Below are 19,087 nucleotides of genomic sequence, written 5' to 3'. Positions count from 1 at the left end.
CGCCTTTTTCAGTTGTTTTAACGCATTAAATCAACAATATCTTGTGGTAATGGCGCAAAAGTTGTTAAATCCCGTTGCAAAAATGGATCATAAAAACTTAATTGCATGCAGTGCAAGGCCTGACGATTAATCCAAGGATTCCGTGGCCCCCCATATAAGGTATCCCCAATCAACGGATAGCCCGCCGCCGCAAAGTGCACTCGAATCTGATGCGTCCGGCCGGTATGCAACCGCACTTTAACCACTGTTCGATCGGCCAGCCGGCGAACCACCCAATATTCTGTTAGGGATGGTCGACCATCTGGGGTAATCGTCCGTTTGATAAATGAACCGGGCGCGCGACCAATTGGCTGATCCAACCAACCATGATCGGCTGGTAAGACGCCACTGACGACTGCTAGATACATCTTGCGCATCGCATGCGTTTTGAGCTGGGCATCGATAATTGAATGAGCAAAGTGGTGCTTGGCAAATAATACAATGCCACTCGTATCCCGATCCAGCCGAGTCGTAATGTGAACGACCTGATTCTCATAAGCCTGCGCTTGATAATACCCTTTGACGCGATTAGCCAAGGTGTTTTCTGGCAAATGATGAGCCGGTACCGAAGCCACGCCAGCCGGCTTATTTGCAATCAAATAATCACGATCTTCGTATAAAATAGTCAATGGTAAATCGGAGCCGCCCAAAAAGTCATTACCGATTTCGATCGGCGTCACCATCGTCACCTTTTCCCCGCCAGTCAGAACATGGATTGCTAAGACGGGCTGATCATTGACCAAGATGGCGCCACCATGGTACTTCACTTTTTTTAATAAACTGCGGGTCACGCCGTGTTGTGACAACAACGTCTTGACTTTCATCGGTACTGTTGCGGTGTTTCGCCACGTGAATCTCATTGGTCCTCTTCCAGACCAATGAAGGAGGTCTCAACTCGTTGCCAGAACCGGTTGTGCCGATGCTGCGCAAAGGCGATCCGCCGATTAGCGATCGAATAACGAATTTGTTGAATCGGTCGTGGCTGGGTGTCCATCTGATCAGCTGTAAAGATAAAATGTGACTGCTGCTGCGGCTTAATCGTAATGGTTTCGTAAGGCGCGACAATTACCGGTGACCCCAACGTTCGGAACACCCGGTTATTAATCGACGCAATTTCTGCCATTTGTAACGCGTCCAAGCGTGGATGAATCACGGCACCACCAACGGATTTATTGTAAGCCGTTGATCCCGTGGGCGTTGAGACACATAGCCCATCGCCACGGAAACGTTCGAATAACTCATCTTGAATATACACATCAGCGACCATCGTACTGCCGAGTTTCTTTAACGTCGATTCATTTAACGCCAAGTAGTGATCCGTCTCACCGGTATCTGCGTACGTAATTTCAACTGATAACAGCGGATAAGTCACACTTTGTCCGTTATCATCCTTCAAGCCCGCAATCAGCTGATCAATCTCATAATCGCGCCAATCGGTATAAAACCCTAAGTGACCCGTATGCACGCCGACAAAGCGGACTTGATCCACCATATCACTGTAATGGTGGAACGCTGATAACAACGTCCCATCGCCCCCGACTGATAAGACGAGGTCTGGTGCATAGTCATCAATTTCAAAACCAGCCGCGGTTAACTTTGTATGTAGTTCAGTGGCGACTTTCTTTGATTTAGGATTAGAATTCGCATAAATCGTTACTTTCATCATGAGTCTTGGTCTTCTTTCGTTGCGCTATCATCATCGGTTTGAGCACCTTTACCGTAAGAAAACAAGCTCTGCGCTTCTTGGATTTCTTCACGAATCTCAGACATTTCTTTATCTAAACTAAAAGCCGCTTCGGCCGCCCGTTGTAACCGTTGACTGAGGTTTTCTGGAAAGTCCCCTTGATATTTATAATTTAATGAATGTTCAATCGTAGCCCAAAAATTCATTGCTAGCGTCCGGACTTGAATCTCTGCTAAGATCTTCTTTTCTCCGCCAACCATCTGGACCGGATATTCAATCACAATATGATACGACCGATAGCCAGATGGCTTTTCATTGCTGATATAGTCCCGTTCTTCTAGAATCGTCATATCAGTTCGTTTCCGCAATAGGTCGACCACTTGATAAATATCTTCGACGAATTGACACATAATCCGCAGCCCAGCAATATCTTGCATATCTTGTTCTAAACGATCAGCTTGAACTTTACGCCGGAGCATCTTTTCTTTAATGCTATCGACCGGTTTCACGCGCCCCGTTACAAACTCAATCGGTTCATGCTGGTTCAAATCGCGAAACTGTTTCCGCATTCCCCGCAGTTTAACTTTTAATTCATCAACAGCTTGTTGATAAGGTAATAAAAAATGGTTCCAGTCTTCCATCAGGGCACCTCCGTTTCAAATCCATACCTTTAAAATTTTACCATATTTTCCCAGAATAAAAAGCAATCGCTTCCTGGTTTAACAATTCACATTAACAACTTAACCAACAGCGCTTTCAAGAGCAAATTACTTTACGAATAGGCTAAATCGGTGCATGATGACAGTCGAAGGTTTAATTTAAGTGACCGCTTAACCGGTCCGAACTTATATAAATGATGAATTTAAAAACTTGCAAATACTAAGTAACCTTGGTATTCTGCACTATGACGCGAAAAGAGAAAGTGGAGGAATTATGACGTGTTAGAAGTGTATTTATTTGTAAATCCGCTAGGAGAACAATGTGTCCGCGATGAACAAAATGTCTTACGCCTGGCCAACGATTCGGATAAGCAAATTCAATTCCAATTCGTACCATTATTGAATATCAATGTCATCCAAAAGGCGATGCAACGTCAGGGATTAAAAGCCACTGACTGGCAAGCTCAAAACCAACAGTCACAACAGCTGTATCGCATTATTTTGGACTACAAAGCCGCTCTTTTTCAAGGCAAAAAACGGGGTCGTAATTTCTTAATTGCGATGCAAGATGCCCTTTTAAAAGCCGGCCAACGTTATTCTGAAGAGTTGGTCACGGCAGTCGCTGAACGCTGCCAGATTGACTTAGATATGTTTATGGAAGACCGCAATAGTGACTTAGCCAAACAGGCTTTTCATGCCGATCAACGGCTAGCTTCTGAGATGAACATTACCGCGGCATCCTCCGCGGTGGTCTTTGACTGTGATCATTACGATTACGGCGTTTTGCTAGAATACTTTAATTACGCGACCTTATTTGACCTCGTTAATGGTCAATTAGATCCATTTGACGAGTTAGCGCAACATACCAACTGTGCTAACTTAGATGGCACTCAATTGCACGTCTTATAGTACGACCAGTTATTGCAATTATTCTGACATAACAGAAAGGGCCCGCTCAATTGCAGCGGGTCCTTTTTTGGCTAGAAGCCAACTTAATTAGCTTTGATTAACTGTTCAAACTCTGTTAATCGTCGTTCAAATACCGCAAACGCATCGGCCAAATAATCTGTCTTGGTCATATCGACCCCAGCATTGCGCATCACTTCAATCGGGAACTCCGATGAGCCAGCTTGTAAATAGCCCAGATACTTCTTAACCGCGCCCGGTTGTTGCGTCGAAATACCATGTGCTAACGTCGAAGCGGCCGCAAAACCAGTCGCGTATTGATAGACATAGTAATTGTAATAGAAATGCGGAATCCGCGCCCATTCATCCGCAATCTGCGGATCACTAACAACCGTTGTGCCATAATACCGTTGATTCAAGTGCAGATAATAAGTCGACATACGATCAGCGGTTAACGGTCGGCCGGCCGCAGCTTCCTCATGAATCCACTGTTCAAACTCCGCAAATTGCGTCTGCCGGAACAAGGTTCCTTTAAAACCGTCCAAATAGTAATTTAAGACATAGGCCCGCACTTTAGGATCCGTCTCGGTCGCTAATAAATAATTCGTTAATAAATTCTCATTCGTGGTCGACGCAATCTCGGCCACAAAGATTGAATAATCACCATACTGATATGGCTGATGATGGGTGGTCTCATACGAATGCATACTATGACCCATTTCATGTACTAACGTGTATAAGTTATCGATATTGTTCTGCCAATTCAATAACATATATGGCGCCGTATCATACATCCCAGAGGAATAAGCCCCACTCCGTTTACCTTGGTTTTCGACCACATCAATCCAGCGTGAGTTAAAGGCCGTTTTGACATGTTTAATATAATCAGGGCCTAAAACCTTTAACGCTTTTAAGGCGGTCGCTTGGGCCTGCTCATAAGTATAAGTCAATTCTGGCTTGCCTGTCAGCGGCGTATATAAATCATACATATGCAAAACATCCACATCCATGACCGACTTACGCAACGCCACGTAGCGATGCAACAAGTCCAAATGTTGGTCCACGGCAGTCACCAGCGAGTCATAAACCGTCGTTGGAATCTGATTAGCAGCCAAAGCAGCCGTCCGAGCATCCGGATAGTGGTGCGCTTGCGCCACAAAATTATGCACTTTTACTTGGCTGGCTAAAGTCGACGCCAGAGTCCGGCGAAATTGATGGTATACCGTATATAATGCGGTAAAGGCTTCTCGCCGAATAGCTGGTTCAGCGGATTCTAACAAAACGCTATAAACCCCTTGTGACAGCTTAACTGGCTGACCCTGTTCATCCTTTACGACTGGAAATTCAAAATCCGCATTATTCAAAACACCGAATGTTTTAGCGGACGCATCGAAGATGTCACCAGCACCAGCTAATAGGGCTTCTTCCTTTTCTGACAGCACGTGACCTTTTTGTAATCGAATCGTATCCAATAAGTGCCGATAAGCCCGTAAGTCAACGTTATCGTCCAAGTAGGCATCCAACTGTGCGGGCGTTAATGTCAAGATTGCGGGTTCTAGCCAAGCCGTTGCCGCCGACACCTGGGCCGTTAAGCTACTGGCTTGTTCGTCTAACGCCTGATTCGTACTGTTACCAGTATCTTGATCACTCTTTAAGCTCGCATAGACGGCGACCTTTTCCAGGCGGCGATACAATCCTAAAACGCCTTCAATCCCGGCTAAGACCGTCGCGGCATCAGTCGTAAAGTTGGCTTTCAAAGCTGCCATGGTCGTTAAGTCGGCCTTAACCTGCGCGACATCCGCTTCATACGCGACTTGATCCGCATAAATCTTCGTTAAATCCCAGGTCAGTGCTTCAGGAACGGCTGACCGCGTTGGTAAATGTTTAGTTGCTACCATGCTAGTCCCGGCTACCGCGCTTAGCGACCTTCGCCCAGTTAGGGTTAAGGGGTGGCATCGCGATAGCGCTCCTTTCAAATTTAGTTAGCGGTGGTTACCGCCGACAACGTGTTTGGTCAATTCATCGTCGCTACTTACCCACTCGATGTCCAACCAAACAAGGTTCATATTACTTAGATTAACACATTATCCAGCCGTTTGGTGTCAGTGGGATTAAGTTGCCACTCTGGTTGGACCCGAATTGGCTGAAACGTGGTCGCCGCATTGATGACTCATCACGCCGAGCTTGGGCTTCAAAATGGCGCTTAGCGTGCGGCCGGTAGCAGGTTTAACTAGCACTAAGCGTACAACCATGAACCGCGCTGATTGCTCAGCGCAATTAATGCCGTTTCCAACGCAATAATTGTGAATTCAGTCGCCAGCCAGCCGGAACTGCCGTCATCACTTGCCGGGTAACTAATTCCGTCAAAAAATCATGTACTAGTTGTTGCTGTAAATGGGCCAGTCCCTGTAGACAACTGACCGGTGCTACCAAGGGCGCTAATTCTGTTTGCAACAGTTGCTGCAGTCGTCGGGTCGATACAACGGCCGGTTCTGACTGTAACCGAACAAACACGTGCAAATACCAGCTTAAATAAGGACCCGCCAAAATAGGCACCTTAGCCATCATCGGATAGACCCAATTAGGCATGGTGGCCAAAGTCCCACCATGCTGATAACAGAAACGTTGCAAGGTAACGACTTGCGGTTGCTGTCCTAACCGTCCTAACGTTAATCGCCGTTGATAAGCTTGATAGTGATCGGCAACGACGGTGGGCCGCGTTAGTGACGGCCGATACTGCAATAACTCAGCCACGGCCACCCGTTGTGCTGGAAAGTAATGCCGTTGCAAATACAAAGGGTCCCCATCACAACTTAATAAATTCAAATCCAACTGTAACTGTAGGCCAGTCACATCCCAAAAGACCAAATAGCACCCCCACTGTGGCGAATACTGCAGGAACTTCAACGCTTTGGCATGCGCCCGCAGACGACCACTAACTTGATAAGGTGACCCTAGCACCCATAAAACCCGGTAGCCATGTTGTCGATAGCCTTGGGTTCGTTCAGCCAGCCGAGTCACACTCAGCGGCGAACATTGAAACTCCAAGGCCAGGGGTGGTTGTGAACCTTGCTGAACTAAGACGTCTGGCCGCTGATGCAACGCGGGTAACGCCGCTTCAATCTGAACAGTATAGCCACTAGCTTGAAACCACGCTGCTAATTGTTGTTTACCAAGTAAATGTTCCGCGGTCTCCCCTTCCGAAAAAGTCTGACAAGCCGCCGTTTGATGCGCAAAATGAGCAGCCATAACGCGGCCACGTTTTAACCGGACGGCACTTTGACAGCCGGGACAATGATATTTAGCTTGCCGAGTGGCATCGGCCGCTAAGATTAAGTGATTCTGCTGATCTTGAGCCATTAACATCTGAACCTCACCGCCTTTTACTACTAGTTACGGCAAAAGCGAGCAACTCCTGTTAAAAATCTGCAGTCACAAAAAAAGCCGCTACCTCTTAAAGGTAACGACTTCAAACTAAGCCATTATTTGAAATAGTGACGAACGGTTTCTAAAGCTGCATTGGACATGACCTTTTCACCATGTTCCAATAACACATCGGCCGTCACCTTCGTTTGGTGGGCATATTCTAGCGCAACCGCCACATCATCTTGAATAACCCCCGTTGAGGATTGATCGACGAAAAAGACTAGTTCTAAGTAGTACTTATCGCGATACTTAAACAAGTTAGACGCTAAGCCATCGGGCCGGAACATCTGTGCTAACGAAATCACATCTTCAAAGCTGTCAAACTGTAGCACAAATTCTTTAGTTGGTGTATCTGGATCTTCGATATAAGGATCTAAGTCATTCGTATCCTTAGTCTGATTATGTTGTACACCCTGAGACTGATCACTACTATCGGTGTCAGTCTGCATTAATTTTCGTTTCAAATAATCTGAAACATCATCTTGCATATTTTGATCCGATGATTGATTAGGCTGGGTCGCCTTAGCAATCGTATCTTGCAAGTTTTCACTATTCTTACTGATAAAAAGTTCCAAACCATTCCGATTTGGTAACACTTGGAACGTCACAGCATCATTATCTTGAAATTGATGGTCAACATCAACTTCCTCTAAGATACTATAAAAAAAGCTTTCAATTTGTTTATGATTCCCTAGTAAATCCAACACGCGAATGCCGCGTTCATTGAGATCATCGTTGCCGATTAGAACTCGAATCGTATCTTCATTGATTCGTTCCATCTCCATTACAGATCCACCCCTTTCTAAGTGTCAAGGGCCATAATCACTATCACAATTCTAACTTATTTCAGCGGATTGTAAAGTAATCTATCTGAAAACTAAAAAAATTGACTAGGTTAGTAACCGCACTAGTCAATTCTGTATTTAGATGCTGGCTAAATGCCATACTTTTTCTAATTCTAATGTTCGAACCCGGCGTGGTAAAAAGCGGCGGATTTCGTCTTCATTGTAACCAACTTGTAGCCGTTTATCATCTAACATGATTGGCCGGCGTAGGATACTCGGTTCCCGACTAATTAAATCATAGAGTTGCGTCAACGATAAATCATCAATATCGACATTCAAGCGCTGGAAGGCCTTAGAACGTGTCGAAATGATTTCTTCAGTCCCATCTTCGGTCATCTGTAAAATACCTTTAATTTCATCGATTGAAAGTGGTGTGGTAAAGATATTCCGTTCTTCAAAGTCAATGGCATGCAGCCGTAACCAAATCTTTGCTTTCCGACAAGACATGCAGCTTGGTGATGTATATAAAGTAACCATAAAATTAGTTTCCTCCTTATTGCGTCGCCAACATTACAACTTTGTTTCAAATATTATTATATATTATTTACTAACGTTTGTGAACACTTTTTTAAAAACTAATTTAGAGTTATTCTAACTACTAATAGACATTTATTTATTTTATGTCACTTTATATACAAGTATAATAGTATATTGGTCAATTATGTCATCTATTAAGTAGTGTACAATTTAGATTTACCTTATTATTTTGATAACGTCAATTCCTATAAAGTGTAAAAAAAGAGACCAAGTCAGCTTAGTCTCTTAATCACGTTTATAACGTTAATTGTAAATATTTTTGCGCCACAATCACGTTGACCCCGGTGCCAGCGGTAGTTTGAGCTTCATGCCGTAACTGTTCAAAATCAACATCTTGAGGTAAATGCGTCAACAACAACTGCTTAACATGGGCAGCTTTGGCAATTTCACCAGATTGAGCAGAGGTCATATGCCAGATTTTCCCCGTTTTATCAGCACCAAAGTTCGTGTCAGTCATCAATAACTGCGACCCTTCGGCAAAAGTGGCTAACGCAGGCAAATACGCTGTGTCAGCCGAGAATGTCAATTGTTGCCCAGTGGCCCGTTCCACAATCTTAACGGCAAAGGCGGGAACCGGATGCTTGGTCTTTAGGAAAGTAACATCGAAGGGGCCAATCTGATTCACACTAGCTGGATCATAGGCGCGACCAACCGTTGCTCCGGCCCAGGTTAAGGCCCCAAAGTTCAACGGGTCCTCAGTATGCCCATAGATTGGCAAGATTGGCGTTTTGCGATCGCCTTGGCGTAATTGCCAATAATATTGTAAGACCCCCACATCAGCAGTATGGTCGTGATGATAATGACTCAATAAGACGGCATCTAGTTGTAGCGGATCTAAGATTTCTTCCAAGGCGTTTAAAGCGCCTGACCCACAATCTAGTAGTAAGTGATAGTGTCCGGCAGTCACAAGATACGCACTCGTGCCAACCCCATCATACGGATACCCGCCGTAATAACCTAAAACAGTAACTTTCATGATTGAACCTCCATTTGACTTCAAACAATCAAAACCGGATTGCTAATAACCTGTCTATCTTCATTTTAACCCAATCTAAAAAATAATTGAAACCGTTCAGCGACATGTTTTCAATTATTTTCGAAAACACGTATAATGATAATTGTAATAACTAAGGAGTGATATTTGATGAGTGGAAAGATTTCAGCAACTTTTGGGACGCGTAAAATTTTAACCATGATCCAACAAAAGCATGCGGACCGTGATTTATTATTAATGCAAGCCAATGCCACTGAAGATCGGTATATGTTACTCGACTTGAGCGGTGAAAAGTCCGTCTTTTCAAGTCCAGTTTCTTATGATGTTTTACTGAATAAAGGGACTGCTGATTGGCATGGCATGACCAGCTTTATTTTTATGGACCTACCAATTGAGGAACAAAAAGTTTTCAATTCTAAGTTCAGTGCTTTCCGGGCTGAATATGAAAAGCCAAACGGACTCAAACATTTCATGATCCTACGCGAAGCCAAAAATGACGCCGCGTTTGTCATCGTCACTAATTGGCATAGCGATTCTGAATATGCCGTCTGGTTACGGAGCGCTTCATTTAAGCCATTTGCGAAGTACACCACCGCTGACTTTGACTATCACGAAAGCCGTTACGCCTTCGTCCGGTCTTTAAAATCATAAACTTGACTTAGGCCAAGTCTTGCTAAAACTACCTTGAAACTAACTTTCAGGGTAGCTTTTTTTATGTATCACGCTGATTAGTTAGACTAGGCGAACCACCGTCGACTGATGCCAATCAAAAAGTGCTAATACGCAATGATTTTTTTCATTGGTATTAGCACTCACTGGACTGAATGGAATCTGACGGACTATCCGTAGTCATAAGTTTCACTTCCTTATTTACTTGTTGACCTAATTGATGGCTAACATTTGTGCCAAGCCATCAGCTGGCATATTTAACTCGCGCAACCGCAGTAACGTCTGCATCAAGTCAAAATATTCAGTTTCCGTGTATAACCGGTTTTCAATATTAATTTGGTAATCATCGGCAATCGTTACCAGGTCTTGTCGCAATCGGTGTCGAACTTCATTAGCAGTTAACATCACACTCACCTCCATGACTTACTTCTTATCATAACATACCAAGTCATCGCCAACTGTTGGTGATCACGCTTTGATAATTAGCCCAACGTTCATTTTAGTGAGCCTAATCCCGTTAACTTGCACTTTAAAGCCAATTTCACCTCGTTAAAATTGTATGAGAATTATTATCCTGATAATTAATTAAATCGTTTTAATAAAACGCCCATCAAAAGCCAGTCATAATAATATTTAATAACGATTATAATGTTTTTTCGGCTAATGCGGCTCAAGCCCGCCCTCATCGTCTTTTCATAAAAGTCGGTTAGTTTTCTCACCTGTTCCCCATCAAAATCTGTGCTATACTGCAACTAACTTAATTATCGGAGGTGGGAAGGTTGCCAATAAGTCAATATATCGTGATTTTTTGCTTGATTGTCGTCATTAGTCTAATCGTCTATCTGCAGTATGCCCTAGGAGTGATGAAAGCTTCAGTCCGCACCGCAGCCCTCTTGCCGATTAGTTATGCCAGCTTCATGTTAATGATGACTGGCATCGTCGCTGGCTTTAACGCCAACAGTCTCCTATTTATAGTCAGTCAATGGCTTGTAGCGTACTGGTTATACTGGCTCTACGAATGGGGCACCAAACATCCGCAGCAGGTCTCACCAACGCACACCGCACCATTAACGTTGAAACTAAAGAAACAAAAATAAATGACTCATCAAATAAAGTGCTTGTGCCGACTGAACTCGCAGTCGATACAAGCACTTTATTTAGTTGCAATTTGAGTCATTATTTAGTCCGTCGACGTGTCCTGATCATGATCTGAATCTTCATATTTAACCGTTTGTAAATAACGATACACACTGGGATCCGACACTTTAATAATTTTTGCCACTTCACTGACGGAATCCTTCAAGAGAAAGTACCCTTGATGATACAGATTTCGAACAATCTCGAGTTTCTCATTTTGTTTTAAGTATTCAACCGAAACCCCATATTCGGCACACACTGCCTGCGTGACTTCACGTGCCAAGTCAGTAATCGAAGTTGTCAGATGTTCTGGGGCCACCGGTGACTCATGTGGGTCGTCGGCTGAAGTCGCCTCCGCTTTCGGAGTATTAAGATGCGCTACATTTAGATGTTTATAATCCTGCATGATTTTAGTAACTTGCTGCTGTAGCTCATCTAAGTCACTCTCATCCGTATTAATACAAATCATCCCCACGATTTCACCCGCTAGGCGCAGGAAGTAAGTTGATGACCGCATCGGATACTTGCCGTGGGTCACACCTTTGTAATTCGCTAAGTAATCGCGCTTTTCGGCGCGGCCGGCCTTCATCGTGCGCAACGCCAAATCGGTCGCCGGGTCGCCGACTTGCCGGTGTGAAATATGTGAATTTCGAATAGCCACGACCGAATGATCTAAGTCTAATAAGTCATTCAATACAACCTCACTATTGGGTCCCAAAATATCGGCTAAAAAGTCCACGAACGGAATAAATTCTCGAATATAAGCTTGTTTTGCTGATAACGTTTTTTTCATATCACTCACCTCATTAAAGATAGCCCCCACTTGATCACTCAACCATGACTGCCAATCATATGATACTATTTTATCACAATAATAATGTTAGCGTATACAACGATAACTAACAAAAAAGACAATGACCACCAAGTAGCCACCATCTTTCCACTCGTACTAAGCTTTAGCTTGGGCCTTGCCAAAGATCTTTTCTTCCATTCGAATCGCAGTCGGTGTGGCGGCTAAACCACCCAGACCGGTTTCCCGTAAAGCTCGCGGTAAGCCCTTCCCGACTTTATCCATCGCCATGATCACTTCATCGGCTGGAATCTTGTTGGTACAGCCAGCTAACGCCATGTCCGCCGCAATCAACGCATTACCGACCCCAATCGCATTCCGCTTCACGCATGGTAATTCAACTAGACCGGCAACCGGATCACAGACCAGCCCCAACAAGTTACTGATGGCCATCGCTAACGCTTCGGAACTTTGCTCAGCGGTACCCCCAGCCACTTCAACGGCCGCAGCCGCTCCCATCGCTGAAGCACTCCCGACTTCGGCCTGACAACCACCCGTTGCACCAGCAATACTGGCATTATTGGCAATCACCATGCCATAAGCTCCCGCTGTAAATAAGAACTGGATCATCTGATCACGTGTCAAGTCTAGTCGATCTTTCAGAGCGAAGACAACGCCAGGCAGTGTCCCCGTTGAACCAGCAGTTGGCGTCGCGCAAACAACGCCCATCGCCGCATTAACTTCATTAGTTGAAATTGCATTTTGAACAGCTTGCATCATCACATCACCAGACAAGGTATGCCCGGTTTGCCGATACTTCTTTAATAACACCGCTTCGCCGCCCGTTAAGCCAGTCGTCGAATAAACGCCATCGCCCGCAGCGCCTTTTTTTACGGCTGCCTCCATCACATCTAAGTTTCGGCCCATCGTATGCCAGACTTCTGCACGAGTACAGTTAGAAGTGGCCATTTCCTGTTCAATCATTAATTCATAGACCGGTTGGTGCTGGGTCATTGATGCTGATACTAATTCCGCAATACTCATATACATGTTCGTCACCCCTATAAGTAAACCATCGTCGTGTGATTTTCGGCCAGCTTGGTAATCTCGTCGTGCTTCAAGCGCCGATCCAAATCATATTCGTACAAATTACCGCGCGCGGTCTGGTAACGTTGCTGATCGTTCACTTTCGTCAAATCTGCCAACTGTTTCGTCACATTCTGATGATCATTTTCACCGCCCTGGACTAACAAAATTGGAAGGGGGCCTTTTGGCTTAATATCGAAGCCATCCATCTTGATCTCACGGATTTCGATGGTCCCGCCACCAATTGAGCAGCCGGCAACCGTCACTTTTTTCGTCTCATTCTTCAAATCAACAATCGCGGTATTCGGATGATTGATTGGACTATCGCCCGGTTCTTCAATAAACGTAATGGTAATCCCCTGATCCCGAGCTAAGCCAATCGCATAAGGCACTCGGCTGTCATCGGGATCAAAGCCTAATACGCCGCTAATAATTGCATAATCGGTACCATGCCCTTTGTGCGTCTGCGCAAAGGATTCGTAATAATGAATGACAATTTCGGTCGGCTTATCTTTAAAGATACTGTTGGCGGCGCGACCAATGGCACAAGCCCCAGCGGTATGCGAACTCGATGGTCCAATCATAATGGGCCCAATAATATCAAAAACACTTTTATAATTAACTGTCATTGTTGTCAACCTCCATTTAAATCATGCCTTGATCTCTTAAGCTTTTGCTGTCGCTGCTGGTGCCTCGACTTGATCGGCGGCACGAACTTCCGTAACGGTATGAATTTTAAAGTTTTTAAAGAGCCAAGCACCGATATAAGCCCAAATCGTACTATTGATAAAGATCAAACTAACGGCAATTAAGACTTTCACAACTGGATTCATGCCAAAGGCGACAATCAGTCCGGCCCACGGGGTTGCCATCCCGGTCACATTGATGACCAAGCCTAAAGCGGTCACGATAATCCCATTGACCGCTCCCGCCAGCGCGTTGGTCACAAAGATAGGCACCGGATTCGCCGCAATCACATCAATCTGCGTTAGTGGTTCAATCGTAACGGCCAAAGTCGTTGATTTGTCACCAAACTTCATCTTCCGAAAGAAGCTGAGGTTTAGGAAAGAATTCCCGGTACACCCTAAGGCTCCAATCGCCATTGGCACCCCTGTCAAACCAATCAAACTGGTCAGGACCATCGACGATAGCGGCGTCATCCCGACTAATGGAATGATGGCCCCTAAGACGGCACCCATGACATATGGATTACCTTTTGTAGCTGTTATAATTGTCCCACCAATCGTGTTCAAAATCATTAAAACTACCGGTGAAATTAGCCCAGCAACAAAATTTACTAAGATTGGACCGACCAACACAATGATAATCAAGTCTAAGCCATCCGTCACACGTTTTTGAATTTCTTTAATTAGGAAAGAAACCAAATAAGCGGCGATAAAAGCAGGTAATAATTTAACTTTCAATAAGGAAACGCCGAGTAGAATAGCAAAGACCGGATTGATGCCAAACGCTAATGGCACTAACGCCCCCGCCGCTAAGCCACCTAATGACCCCATCGTGTCCCCAATTTGCTTCACAAAGTCCAGATGGAACACGCCACCAATCGCGTAACTAAGAAACGCTTGTGGTAAGAACGTGGCACAGGCTGCCCCGGAAAGGGCACTGACTGCCTTTTGACCCTGGGGTGCTTTAAATGTAAATAACGTCATCACCGCGATCACACTAAGTAATACTAAGACGCCTAAAATTATTTGCATGATAAATCCTCCTCATTGATGAGCTCCATTAGCCTTGAAAAATTGCTAAACCTTCAATAATTTGCCTTTGCCACTGATGGAAGCCCTTTCATTTATGATAAAAGATTATCATCAATATAGATTCACTGCATGTGAAGCTGATGACAGTTGCTCATTAACTAAGTCCCTACATTAAGACAAAGTGAGTGCTTGATTAACTCAAGCACTCACTTTGTTGGTATTAAAGGATTTATTGTTTAATTAAATTACTAGAATAATAATTTATTCTCATAATAATTTTATTTCAGTTAAGCCATTAGTATAGCGTTGTAACACCTTAGGAATCTTAACTGAACCATCCGCTTGTTGATAATTTTCTAAAATGGCCGCTACCGTTCGGCCAACCGCGAGCCCTGACCCGTTCAACGTATGCACGTACGCAACACTACCATCTGCTTTACGGTAACGAATCATTGCCCGCCGCGCCTGGAAATCCAAACAATTAGAACAAGAACTAATTTCGCGATAGACCCCCTGTTCCGGCATCCAGACCTCAATGTCATAAGTTTTAGCCGCTGAAAAACCAGTATCACCCGTTGATAACTTAATAACGTGATATGCCAATCCCAATTCACGCAAGACCTCCTCAGCATTGTCAGTTAACTTCTCAAGCTCGGCTGCCGAATCTTCGGGTTTACAATATTTCACCATTTCGACTTTATGGAATTGATGCATTCGAATCAAGCCACGGGTATCACGACCGGCACTACCCGCTTCAGAGCGATAACATGGCGTTAGTGCGGTGAAGTAGGTTGGTAATTGGGCTTCCGTTAAGATTTCATTCGCGTAATAATTGGTCAACGGAACTTCAGCTGTCGGAATCAACGTCATACCAGATGATTCTACCGTGTAAACATCTTCCTTAAATTTAGGAAACTGTCCAGTGCCATACATCGTTTGCGCATTCACCAAATACGGTGGAATCACTTCATGATACCCTTGCTTTTGAGTATGCAAGTCTAACATAAAGTTATAGACTGCCCGCTCCAATAAGGCACCAGCATCCTTGTAGTAGACAAACCGTGCCCCAGCAACCTTGGCCGCACGATCAAAATCTAGAATGCCTAAGCTTTCACCTAGTTCCCAGTGTGCTTTCGGCTTGAACGCAAATGTCGGAATTGTGCCATAGGTGCGCATTTCCACGTTGCTAGCCTCATCTGGCCCCACCGGAAGATCATCAGCTGGCAAGTTAGGAAAACGCACGGCTAGATAGTTAAGGCGTTCATTAAGCTCACCTTGGGCAACTTCTGCTTGTTTAATCTCAGTATTCATGGTTTTCACTTCAGTAATTAACGCCTGCCCAGCAGCAGTCTGGGGATCATTTTGGCTTACTTGCTGTGTTAATTGATTCTTTTGACGTTTCAGACCTTCTATTTTAGTAATGGCCTCTCGATTTTGCTGATCTAAAGCTAGATAAGTTTCAACTTCAGCCGGATCCACTTTCCGCGTTTGCAACTTAGCCTTAACCAACTCTGGATTTTGACGAATAAATTTAGCATTTAACATGATATAACCCCTCCTCATAATAAAACGTCCCATAGTCTGAAGTAGACTATGGGACGTTGCTTATCAACGTGGTACCACCCAATTTAATGCATACACATGCGCTCACGAGTATAACGTCTCACCGTGGCTTCTTATCTCGAAACCATACGCTAAATGGCGGATTCACCAACCGTAACTTAACTAACTCCCACTAACCGTTAGCTCTCTGGACAAGCAGGTTGCTTACTGACCATTATGTTTGCGCTTTCATTACTCTTTTAATTTAACGCAGGTCTCCATCAAAGTCAATAGATTTTTATTACCATTTTAATTAATTATTATTGCAGTAAAGGCCTATTAGCAAATTACCCGAACGATTTGACGTCTGTCTAACCGGCAATAGCTTAGTCGCTCCTGATAAGACCAATTATCATTAGCGCTGTAAGCGTTTGGCTACTTTAACCCCTTGCTATCGTTGTTATCCTGGTTACCGTTATTTCCTCTGCTTGTTGTTATCTTAGCCCATGCTATTTTTCACACTAATAATTACCAATACAGACAGTCGTAAATGATCAGGTCAAACGTAAAAACACTGCCAAACAACCTTTCAATTATTCTTAAGTGAGATAGCCACAAAGCTGACACTTAACTCTTATATACCCGGCTACTGAATCATTAAGAAAGCATCACGACTGCAGCCCGTTACTCATCGGTTATTGAGAGTTACAACCAGTATCAAATAGCGCCAGGTTCCCTCTTGAAAACCCATCTAATAGCCGAACACGCCAACCGAGCTTTATGCCAGATCGTCATTGTACTGGTTCATGCTCCCTTTAAAAAAGAGCATATAAAAAAACATCTACCAATTATCATTGATAGACGTTTCATATTAAGGACGGTCCGTACGAGACTCGAACTCGTGATCTCCTGCGTGACAGGCAGGCGTCCTAAACCAACTAGACCAACGGACCAAATTGCGGGAGCAGGGTTTGAACCTGCGACCTTCGGGTTATGAGCCCGACGAGCTACCAGACTGCTCCATCCCGCGATAATGTAATGACCCCTACGGGATTCGAACCCATGTTACTGCCGTGAAAGGGCAGTGTCTTAAACCACTTGACCAAGGGGTCATATTTATAATAATAGAACTACGGAGAAGGAGGGATTCGAACCCTCGCACCGCTTGCGCGATCTATACCCTTAGCAGGGGCACCTCTTCAGCCACTTGAGTACTTCTCCAATGGGCCTAAATGGACTCGAACCATCGACCTCACGCTTATCAGGCGTGCGCTCTCACCAACTGAGCTATAGGCCCATAAAAGCGGGTAACGAGAATCGGACTCGCGACAACAGCTTGGAAGGCTGTGGTTTTACCACTAAACTATACCCGCATCACTACTACTCTATGGCGCGGGACAGAATCGAACTGCCGACACATGGAGCTTCAATCCATTGCTCTACCGACTGAGCTACCGAGCCATTTTAGCCATACTTCTATTTAATTGATGTAACGGTCCGTACGAGACTCGAACTCGTGATCTCCTGCGTGACAGGCAGGCGTCCTAAACCAACTAGACCAACGGACCAAATTGCGGGAGCAGGGTTTGAACCTGCGACCTTCGGGTTATGAGCCCGACGAGCTACCAGACTGCTCCATCCCGCGATAATATAAGGAGGATGAGAGATTCGAACTCTCGCGTGGTTTGACCCACCTGACGGTTTTCAAGACCGTTCCCTTCAGCCAGACTTGGGTAATCCTCCATAAAAATGTAACTAGGAACTTGTCCACTATGGTTAGTAGATGGACCTTGTAGGACTCGAACCTACGACCGAACGGTTATGAGCCGTTTGCTCTAACCAACTGAGCTAAAGGTCCGAGAACTTTATTCCTATCGCGGCAGGGGGGATCGAACCCTCGACCTCCCGGGTATGAACCGGACGCTCTAGCCAGCTGAGCTACACCGCGATCTGTTAAATAACCAAAAAGATTATCTAATCGGGAAGACAGGATTCGAACCTGCGACCCCCTGATCCCAAACCAGGTGCTCTACCAAGCTGAGCTACTTCCCGTTATATGCACCCAGTAGGAGTCGAACCTACAACCTTCTGATTCGTAGTCAGACACTCTATCCAATTGCGCTATGGGTGCTTCATAAAAGTGCCGAGGACCGGGATCGAACCGGTACGGTTATCACTAACCGCAGGATTTTAAGTCCTGTGCGTCTGCCAATTCCGCCACCCCGGCAGCACTTGATGAAAAGCGGAAGACGGGATTCGAACCCGCGACCCCCACCATGGCAAGGTGATGTTCTACCACTGAACTACTTCCGCATAATATTCAGTTAATGCCGACTAGAGGATTCGAACCTCCGACCCCCTGTTTACAAGACAGATGCTCTGCCAGCTGAGCTAAGTCGGCATGACCTGATGATTAACACAACTATATTATCTTATCATGACTAGTTATATAAATCAACAACTTTTTTGATTTCTTTTATTGGCGAATCATTGAACAATGAGCCGTGACAGTCTCGAACTGTCGACCCTCTGATTAAAAGTCAGATGCTCTACCAACTGAGCTAACGGCTCAAATGGAGGATACAGGGCTCGAACCTGTGACCCTCTGCTTGTAAGGCAGACGCTCTCCCAACTGAGCTAATCCTCCATAAAATCGCATGGCAACGTCCTACCCTCGCAGGGAGCGATCCCCCAACTACTCTCGGCGCTAAGAAGCTTAACTTCTGTGTTCGACATGGGAACAGGTGTATCCTTCCCGCTATCGCTACCACACTATTGGAACTTTGGGTATTAAATTAGAATATCCATTTAACCTTCCGGTTAAATGAGCCGTGACAGTCTCGAACTGTCGACCCTCTGATTAAAAGTCAGATGCTCTACCAACTGAGCTAACGGCTCAAATGGAGGATACAGGGCTCGAACCTGTGACCCTCTGCTTGTAAGGCAGACGCTCTCCCAACTGAGCTAATCCTCCATAAAATCGCATGGCAACGTCCTACCCTCGCAGGGAGCGATCCCCCAACTACTCTCGGCGCTAAGAAGCTTGACTTCTGTG

General features: G+C 44.9%; 17 protein-coding genes, 21 tRNA genes and 1 rRNA gene. 3 read left to right on the top strand and 36 right to left on the bottom strand.

Annotated features, from left to right (window positions below):
- Positions 1-17: 17 nt before the first annotated feature.
- The 3 genes from FFM80_RS08130 to yjbM are packed head-to-tail and all read right to left on the bottom strand — an operon-like array spanning position 18 to position 2,367.
- Entirely contained in the window at positions 18-899 is an 882-nt protein-coding gene (locus FFM80_RS08130; RefSeq protein WP_137640327.1) for an RluA family pseudouridine synthase, read from the bottom strand.
- Positions 896-1,702: an NAD kinase gene (locus tag FFM80_RS08125; RefSeq protein ID WP_137634874.1), complete on the bottom strand. Its 807-nt coding sequence runs from the start codon at positions 1,700-1,702 to the stop codon at positions 896-898. Before FFM80_RS08125 ends, FFM80_RS08130 begins: the two co-directional genes overlap by 4 nt.
- Positions 1,702-2,367 carry a GTP diphosphokinase gene (gene yjbM, locus FFM80_RS08120; protein ID WP_307722455.1) on the bottom strand — a complete coding sequence of 222 codons (666 nt, stop codon included), beginning with the start codon at positions 2,365-2,367 and terminating at the stop codon, positions 1,702-1,704. Before yjbM ends, FFM80_RS08125 begins: the two co-directional genes overlap by 1 nt.
- A 294-nt stretch (positions 2,368-2,661) precedes the next feature.
- On the opposite strand from yjbM, the gene FFM80_RS08115 reads away from it, so the two are divergent.
- Positions 2,662-3,291 carry a DsbA family protein gene (locus FFM80_RS08115; protein ID WP_137640326.1) on the top strand — a complete coding sequence of 210 codons (630 nt, stop codon included), beginning with the start codon at positions 2,662-2,664 and terminating at the stop codon, positions 3,289-3,291.
- An 83-nt stretch (positions 3,292-3,374) separates the two neighbouring features.
- Here FFM80_RS08115 and pepF read toward each other — a convergent pair whose 3' ends face one another.
- The 5 genes from pepF to FFM80_RS08090 form a co-directional block, all read right to left on the bottom strand.
- A complete protein-coding gene (pepF, locus tag FFM80_RS08110) occupies positions 3,375-5,186 on the bottom strand; it encodes an oligoendopeptidase F (RefSeq protein WP_137640325.1) in 1,812 nt (603 codons plus the stop codon).
- 379 nt (positions 5,187-5,565) lie between these two features.
- Positions 5,566-6,648, bottom strand: coding sequence for a competence protein CoiA (locus FFM80_RS08105; RefSeq protein ID WP_223877320.1), 1,083 nt, complete (start codon positions 6,646-6,648; stop codon positions 5,566-5,568).
- 122 nt (positions 6,649-6,770) lie between these two features.
- Positions 6,771-7,499: an adaptor protein MecA gene (locus FFM80_RS08100; RefSeq protein ID WP_137640323.1), complete on the bottom strand. Its 729-nt coding sequence runs from the start codon at positions 7,497-7,499 to the stop codon at positions 6,771-6,773.
- Positions 7,500-7,637: 138 nt separating this feature from the next.
- The gene (gene spxA, locus FFM80_RS08095; RefSeq protein ID WP_137634780.1) at positions 7,638-8,036 is read right to left on the bottom strand and encodes a transcriptional regulator SpxA; all 399 of its coding nucleotides are present in this window, start codon (positions 8,034-8,036) and stop codon (positions 7,638-7,640) included.
- A 295-nt stretch (positions 8,037-8,331) separates the two neighbouring features.
- Positions 8,332-9,072 (bottom strand): MBL fold metallo-hydrolase, encoded by a 741-nt coding sequence (locus tag FFM80_RS08090; protein WP_137640322.1) that lies wholly within the window; start codon positions 9,070-9,072, stop codon positions 8,332-8,334.
- Positions 9,073-9,240: 168 nt separating this feature from the next.
- Here FFM80_RS08090 and FFM80_RS08085 point away from each other — a divergent pair, with 168 nt between their 5' ends.
- Entirely contained in the window at positions 9,241-9,741 is a 501-nt protein-coding gene (locus FFM80_RS08085) for an antibiotic biosynthesis monooxygenase (protein WP_137640321.1), read from the top strand.
- A 231-nt stretch (positions 9,742-9,972) separates the two neighbouring features.
- On the opposite strand, the gene FFM80_RS08080 is transcribed toward FFM80_RS08085, so the two are convergent.
- Entirely contained in the window at positions 9,973-10,164 is a 192-nt protein-coding gene (locus tag FFM80_RS08080) for a hypothetical protein (RefSeq protein WP_137640320.1), read from the bottom strand.
- 374 nt (positions 10,165-10,538) lie between these two features.
- Between FFM80_RS08080 and FFM80_RS08075 the strand changes: the two genes are divergently transcribed.
- Positions 10,539-10,856: a hypothetical protein gene (locus tag FFM80_RS08075; protein ID WP_137640319.1), complete on the top strand. Its 318-nt coding sequence runs from the start codon at positions 10,539-10,541 to the stop codon at positions 10,854-10,856.
- Between the two features lie 83 nt (positions 10,857-10,939).
- Here FFM80_RS08075 and FFM80_RS08070 read toward each other — a convergent pair whose 3' ends face one another.
- The 27 genes from FFM80_RS08070 to FFM80_RS07940 form a co-directional block, all read right to left on the bottom strand.
- Positions 10,940-11,689, bottom strand: coding sequence for a helix-turn-helix transcriptional regulator (locus FFM80_RS08070; protein ID WP_137640318.1), 750 nt, complete (start codon positions 11,687-11,689; stop codon positions 10,940-10,942).
- A 156-nt stretch (positions 11,690-11,845) separates the two neighbouring features.
- A complete protein-coding gene (gene sdaAA / locus FFM80_RS08065; protein ID WP_137640317.1) occupies positions 11,846-12,736 on the bottom strand; it encodes an L-serine ammonia-lyase, iron-sulfur-dependent, subunit alpha in 891 nt (296 codons plus the stop codon).
- A gap of 11 nt (positions 12,737-12,747) precedes the next feature.
- Positions 12,748-13,401 (bottom strand): L-serine ammonia-lyase, iron-sulfur-dependent subunit beta, encoded by a 654-nt coding sequence (gene sdaAB / locus FFM80_RS08060; protein ID WP_137640316.1) that lies wholly within the window; start codon positions 13,399-13,401, stop codon positions 12,748-12,750.
- Between the two features lie 36 nt (positions 13,402-13,437).
- Positions 13,438-14,490, bottom strand: coding sequence for a PTS sugar transporter subunit IIC (locus FFM80_RS08055; RefSeq protein ID WP_137640315.1), 1,053 nt, complete (start codon positions 14,488-14,490; stop codon positions 13,438-13,440).
- Positions 14,491-14,757: 267 nt separating this feature from the next.
- Positions 14,758-16,035, bottom strand: a complete 1,278-nt coding sequence (serS, locus tag FFM80_RS08050) for a serine--tRNA ligase (protein ID WP_137640314.1) — start codon at positions 16,033-16,035, stop codon at positions 14,758-14,760.
- Between the two features lie 875 nt (positions 16,036-16,910).
- A tRNA-Asp gene (locus FFM80_RS08045) sits at positions 16,911-16,985 on the bottom strand.
- Positions 16,986-16,988: 3 nt separating this feature from the next.
- Positions 16,989-17,062 (bottom strand) — tRNA-Met (locus FFM80_RS08040).
- Between the two features lie 9 nt (positions 17,063-17,071).
- Positions 17,072-17,144: transfer RNA gene (locus tag FFM80_RS08035), tRNA-Glu, on the bottom strand.
- A gap of 21 nt (positions 17,145-17,165) precedes the next feature.
- Positions 17,166-17,253, bottom strand: a tRNA-Ser gene (locus tag FFM80_RS08030).
- A 2-nt stretch (positions 17,254-17,255) separates the two neighbouring features.
- A tRNA-Ile gene (locus tag FFM80_RS08025) sits at positions 17,256-17,329 on the bottom strand.
- A 5-nt stretch (positions 17,330-17,334) separates the two neighbouring features.
- Positions 17,335-17,405: transfer RNA gene (locus FFM80_RS08020), tRNA-Gly, on the bottom strand.
- A 15-nt stretch (positions 17,406-17,420) separates the two neighbouring features.
- Positions 17,421-17,493: transfer RNA gene (locus FFM80_RS08015), tRNA-Phe, on the bottom strand.
- A 32-nt stretch (positions 17,494-17,525) separates the two neighbouring features.
- Positions 17,526-17,600, bottom strand: a tRNA-Asp gene (locus FFM80_RS08010).
- A 3-nt stretch (positions 17,601-17,603) separates the two neighbouring features.
- Positions 17,604-17,677, bottom strand: a tRNA-Met gene (locus FFM80_RS08005).
- A gap of 8 nt (positions 17,678-17,685) precedes the next feature.
- A tRNA-Ser gene (locus FFM80_RS08000) sits at positions 17,686-17,775 on the bottom strand.
- A 41-nt stretch (positions 17,776-17,816) separates the two neighbouring features.
- Positions 17,817-17,890, bottom strand: a tRNA-Ile gene (locus tag FFM80_RS07995).
- Positions 17,891-17,906: 16 nt separating this feature from the next.
- Positions 17,907-17,980, bottom strand: a tRNA-Met gene (locus FFM80_RS07990).
- Positions 17,981-18,010: 30 nt separating this feature from the next.
- Positions 18,011-18,084 (bottom strand) — tRNA-Pro (locus FFM80_RS07985).
- Between the two features lie 5 nt (positions 18,085-18,089).
- Positions 18,090-18,163, bottom strand: a tRNA-Arg gene (locus tag FFM80_RS07980).
- Positions 18,164-18,173: 10 nt separating this feature from the next.
- Positions 18,174-18,259 (bottom strand) — tRNA-Leu (locus FFM80_RS07975).
- Between the two features lie 14 nt (positions 18,260-18,273).
- Positions 18,274-18,345: transfer RNA gene (locus tag FFM80_RS07970), tRNA-Gly, on the bottom strand.
- Positions 18,346-18,360: 15 nt separating this feature from the next.
- Positions 18,361-18,433: transfer RNA gene (locus FFM80_RS07965), tRNA-Thr, on the bottom strand.
- 97 nt (positions 18,434-18,530) lie between these two features.
- A tRNA-Lys gene (locus FFM80_RS07960) sits at positions 18,531-18,603 on the bottom strand.
- A gap of 3 nt (positions 18,604-18,606) precedes the next feature.
- Positions 18,607-18,679, bottom strand: a tRNA-Val gene (locus FFM80_RS07955).
- 8 nt (positions 18,680-18,687) lie between these two features.
- Positions 18,688-18,804: ribosomal RNA gene (gene rrf / locus FFM80_RS07950) — 5S ribosomal RNA — on the bottom strand.
- A 53-nt stretch (positions 18,805-18,857) separates the two neighbouring features.
- Positions 18,858-18,930, bottom strand: a tRNA-Lys gene (locus tag FFM80_RS07945).
- A 3-nt stretch (positions 18,931-18,933) separates the two neighbouring features.
- Positions 18,934-19,006 (bottom strand) — tRNA-Val (locus tag FFM80_RS07940).
- Between the last annotated feature and the right edge of the window lie 81 nt (positions 19,007-19,087).

It is taken from the genome of Lactiplantibacillus dongliensis, from assembly GCF_005405105.1.
In the GTDB taxonomy this organism is placed as follows: domain Bacteria; phylum Bacillota; class Bacilli; order Lactobacillales; family Lactobacillaceae; genus Lactiplantibacillus; species Lactiplantibacillus dongliensis.
This window is presented reverse-complemented; position numbering and strand designations above follow the sequence as displayed.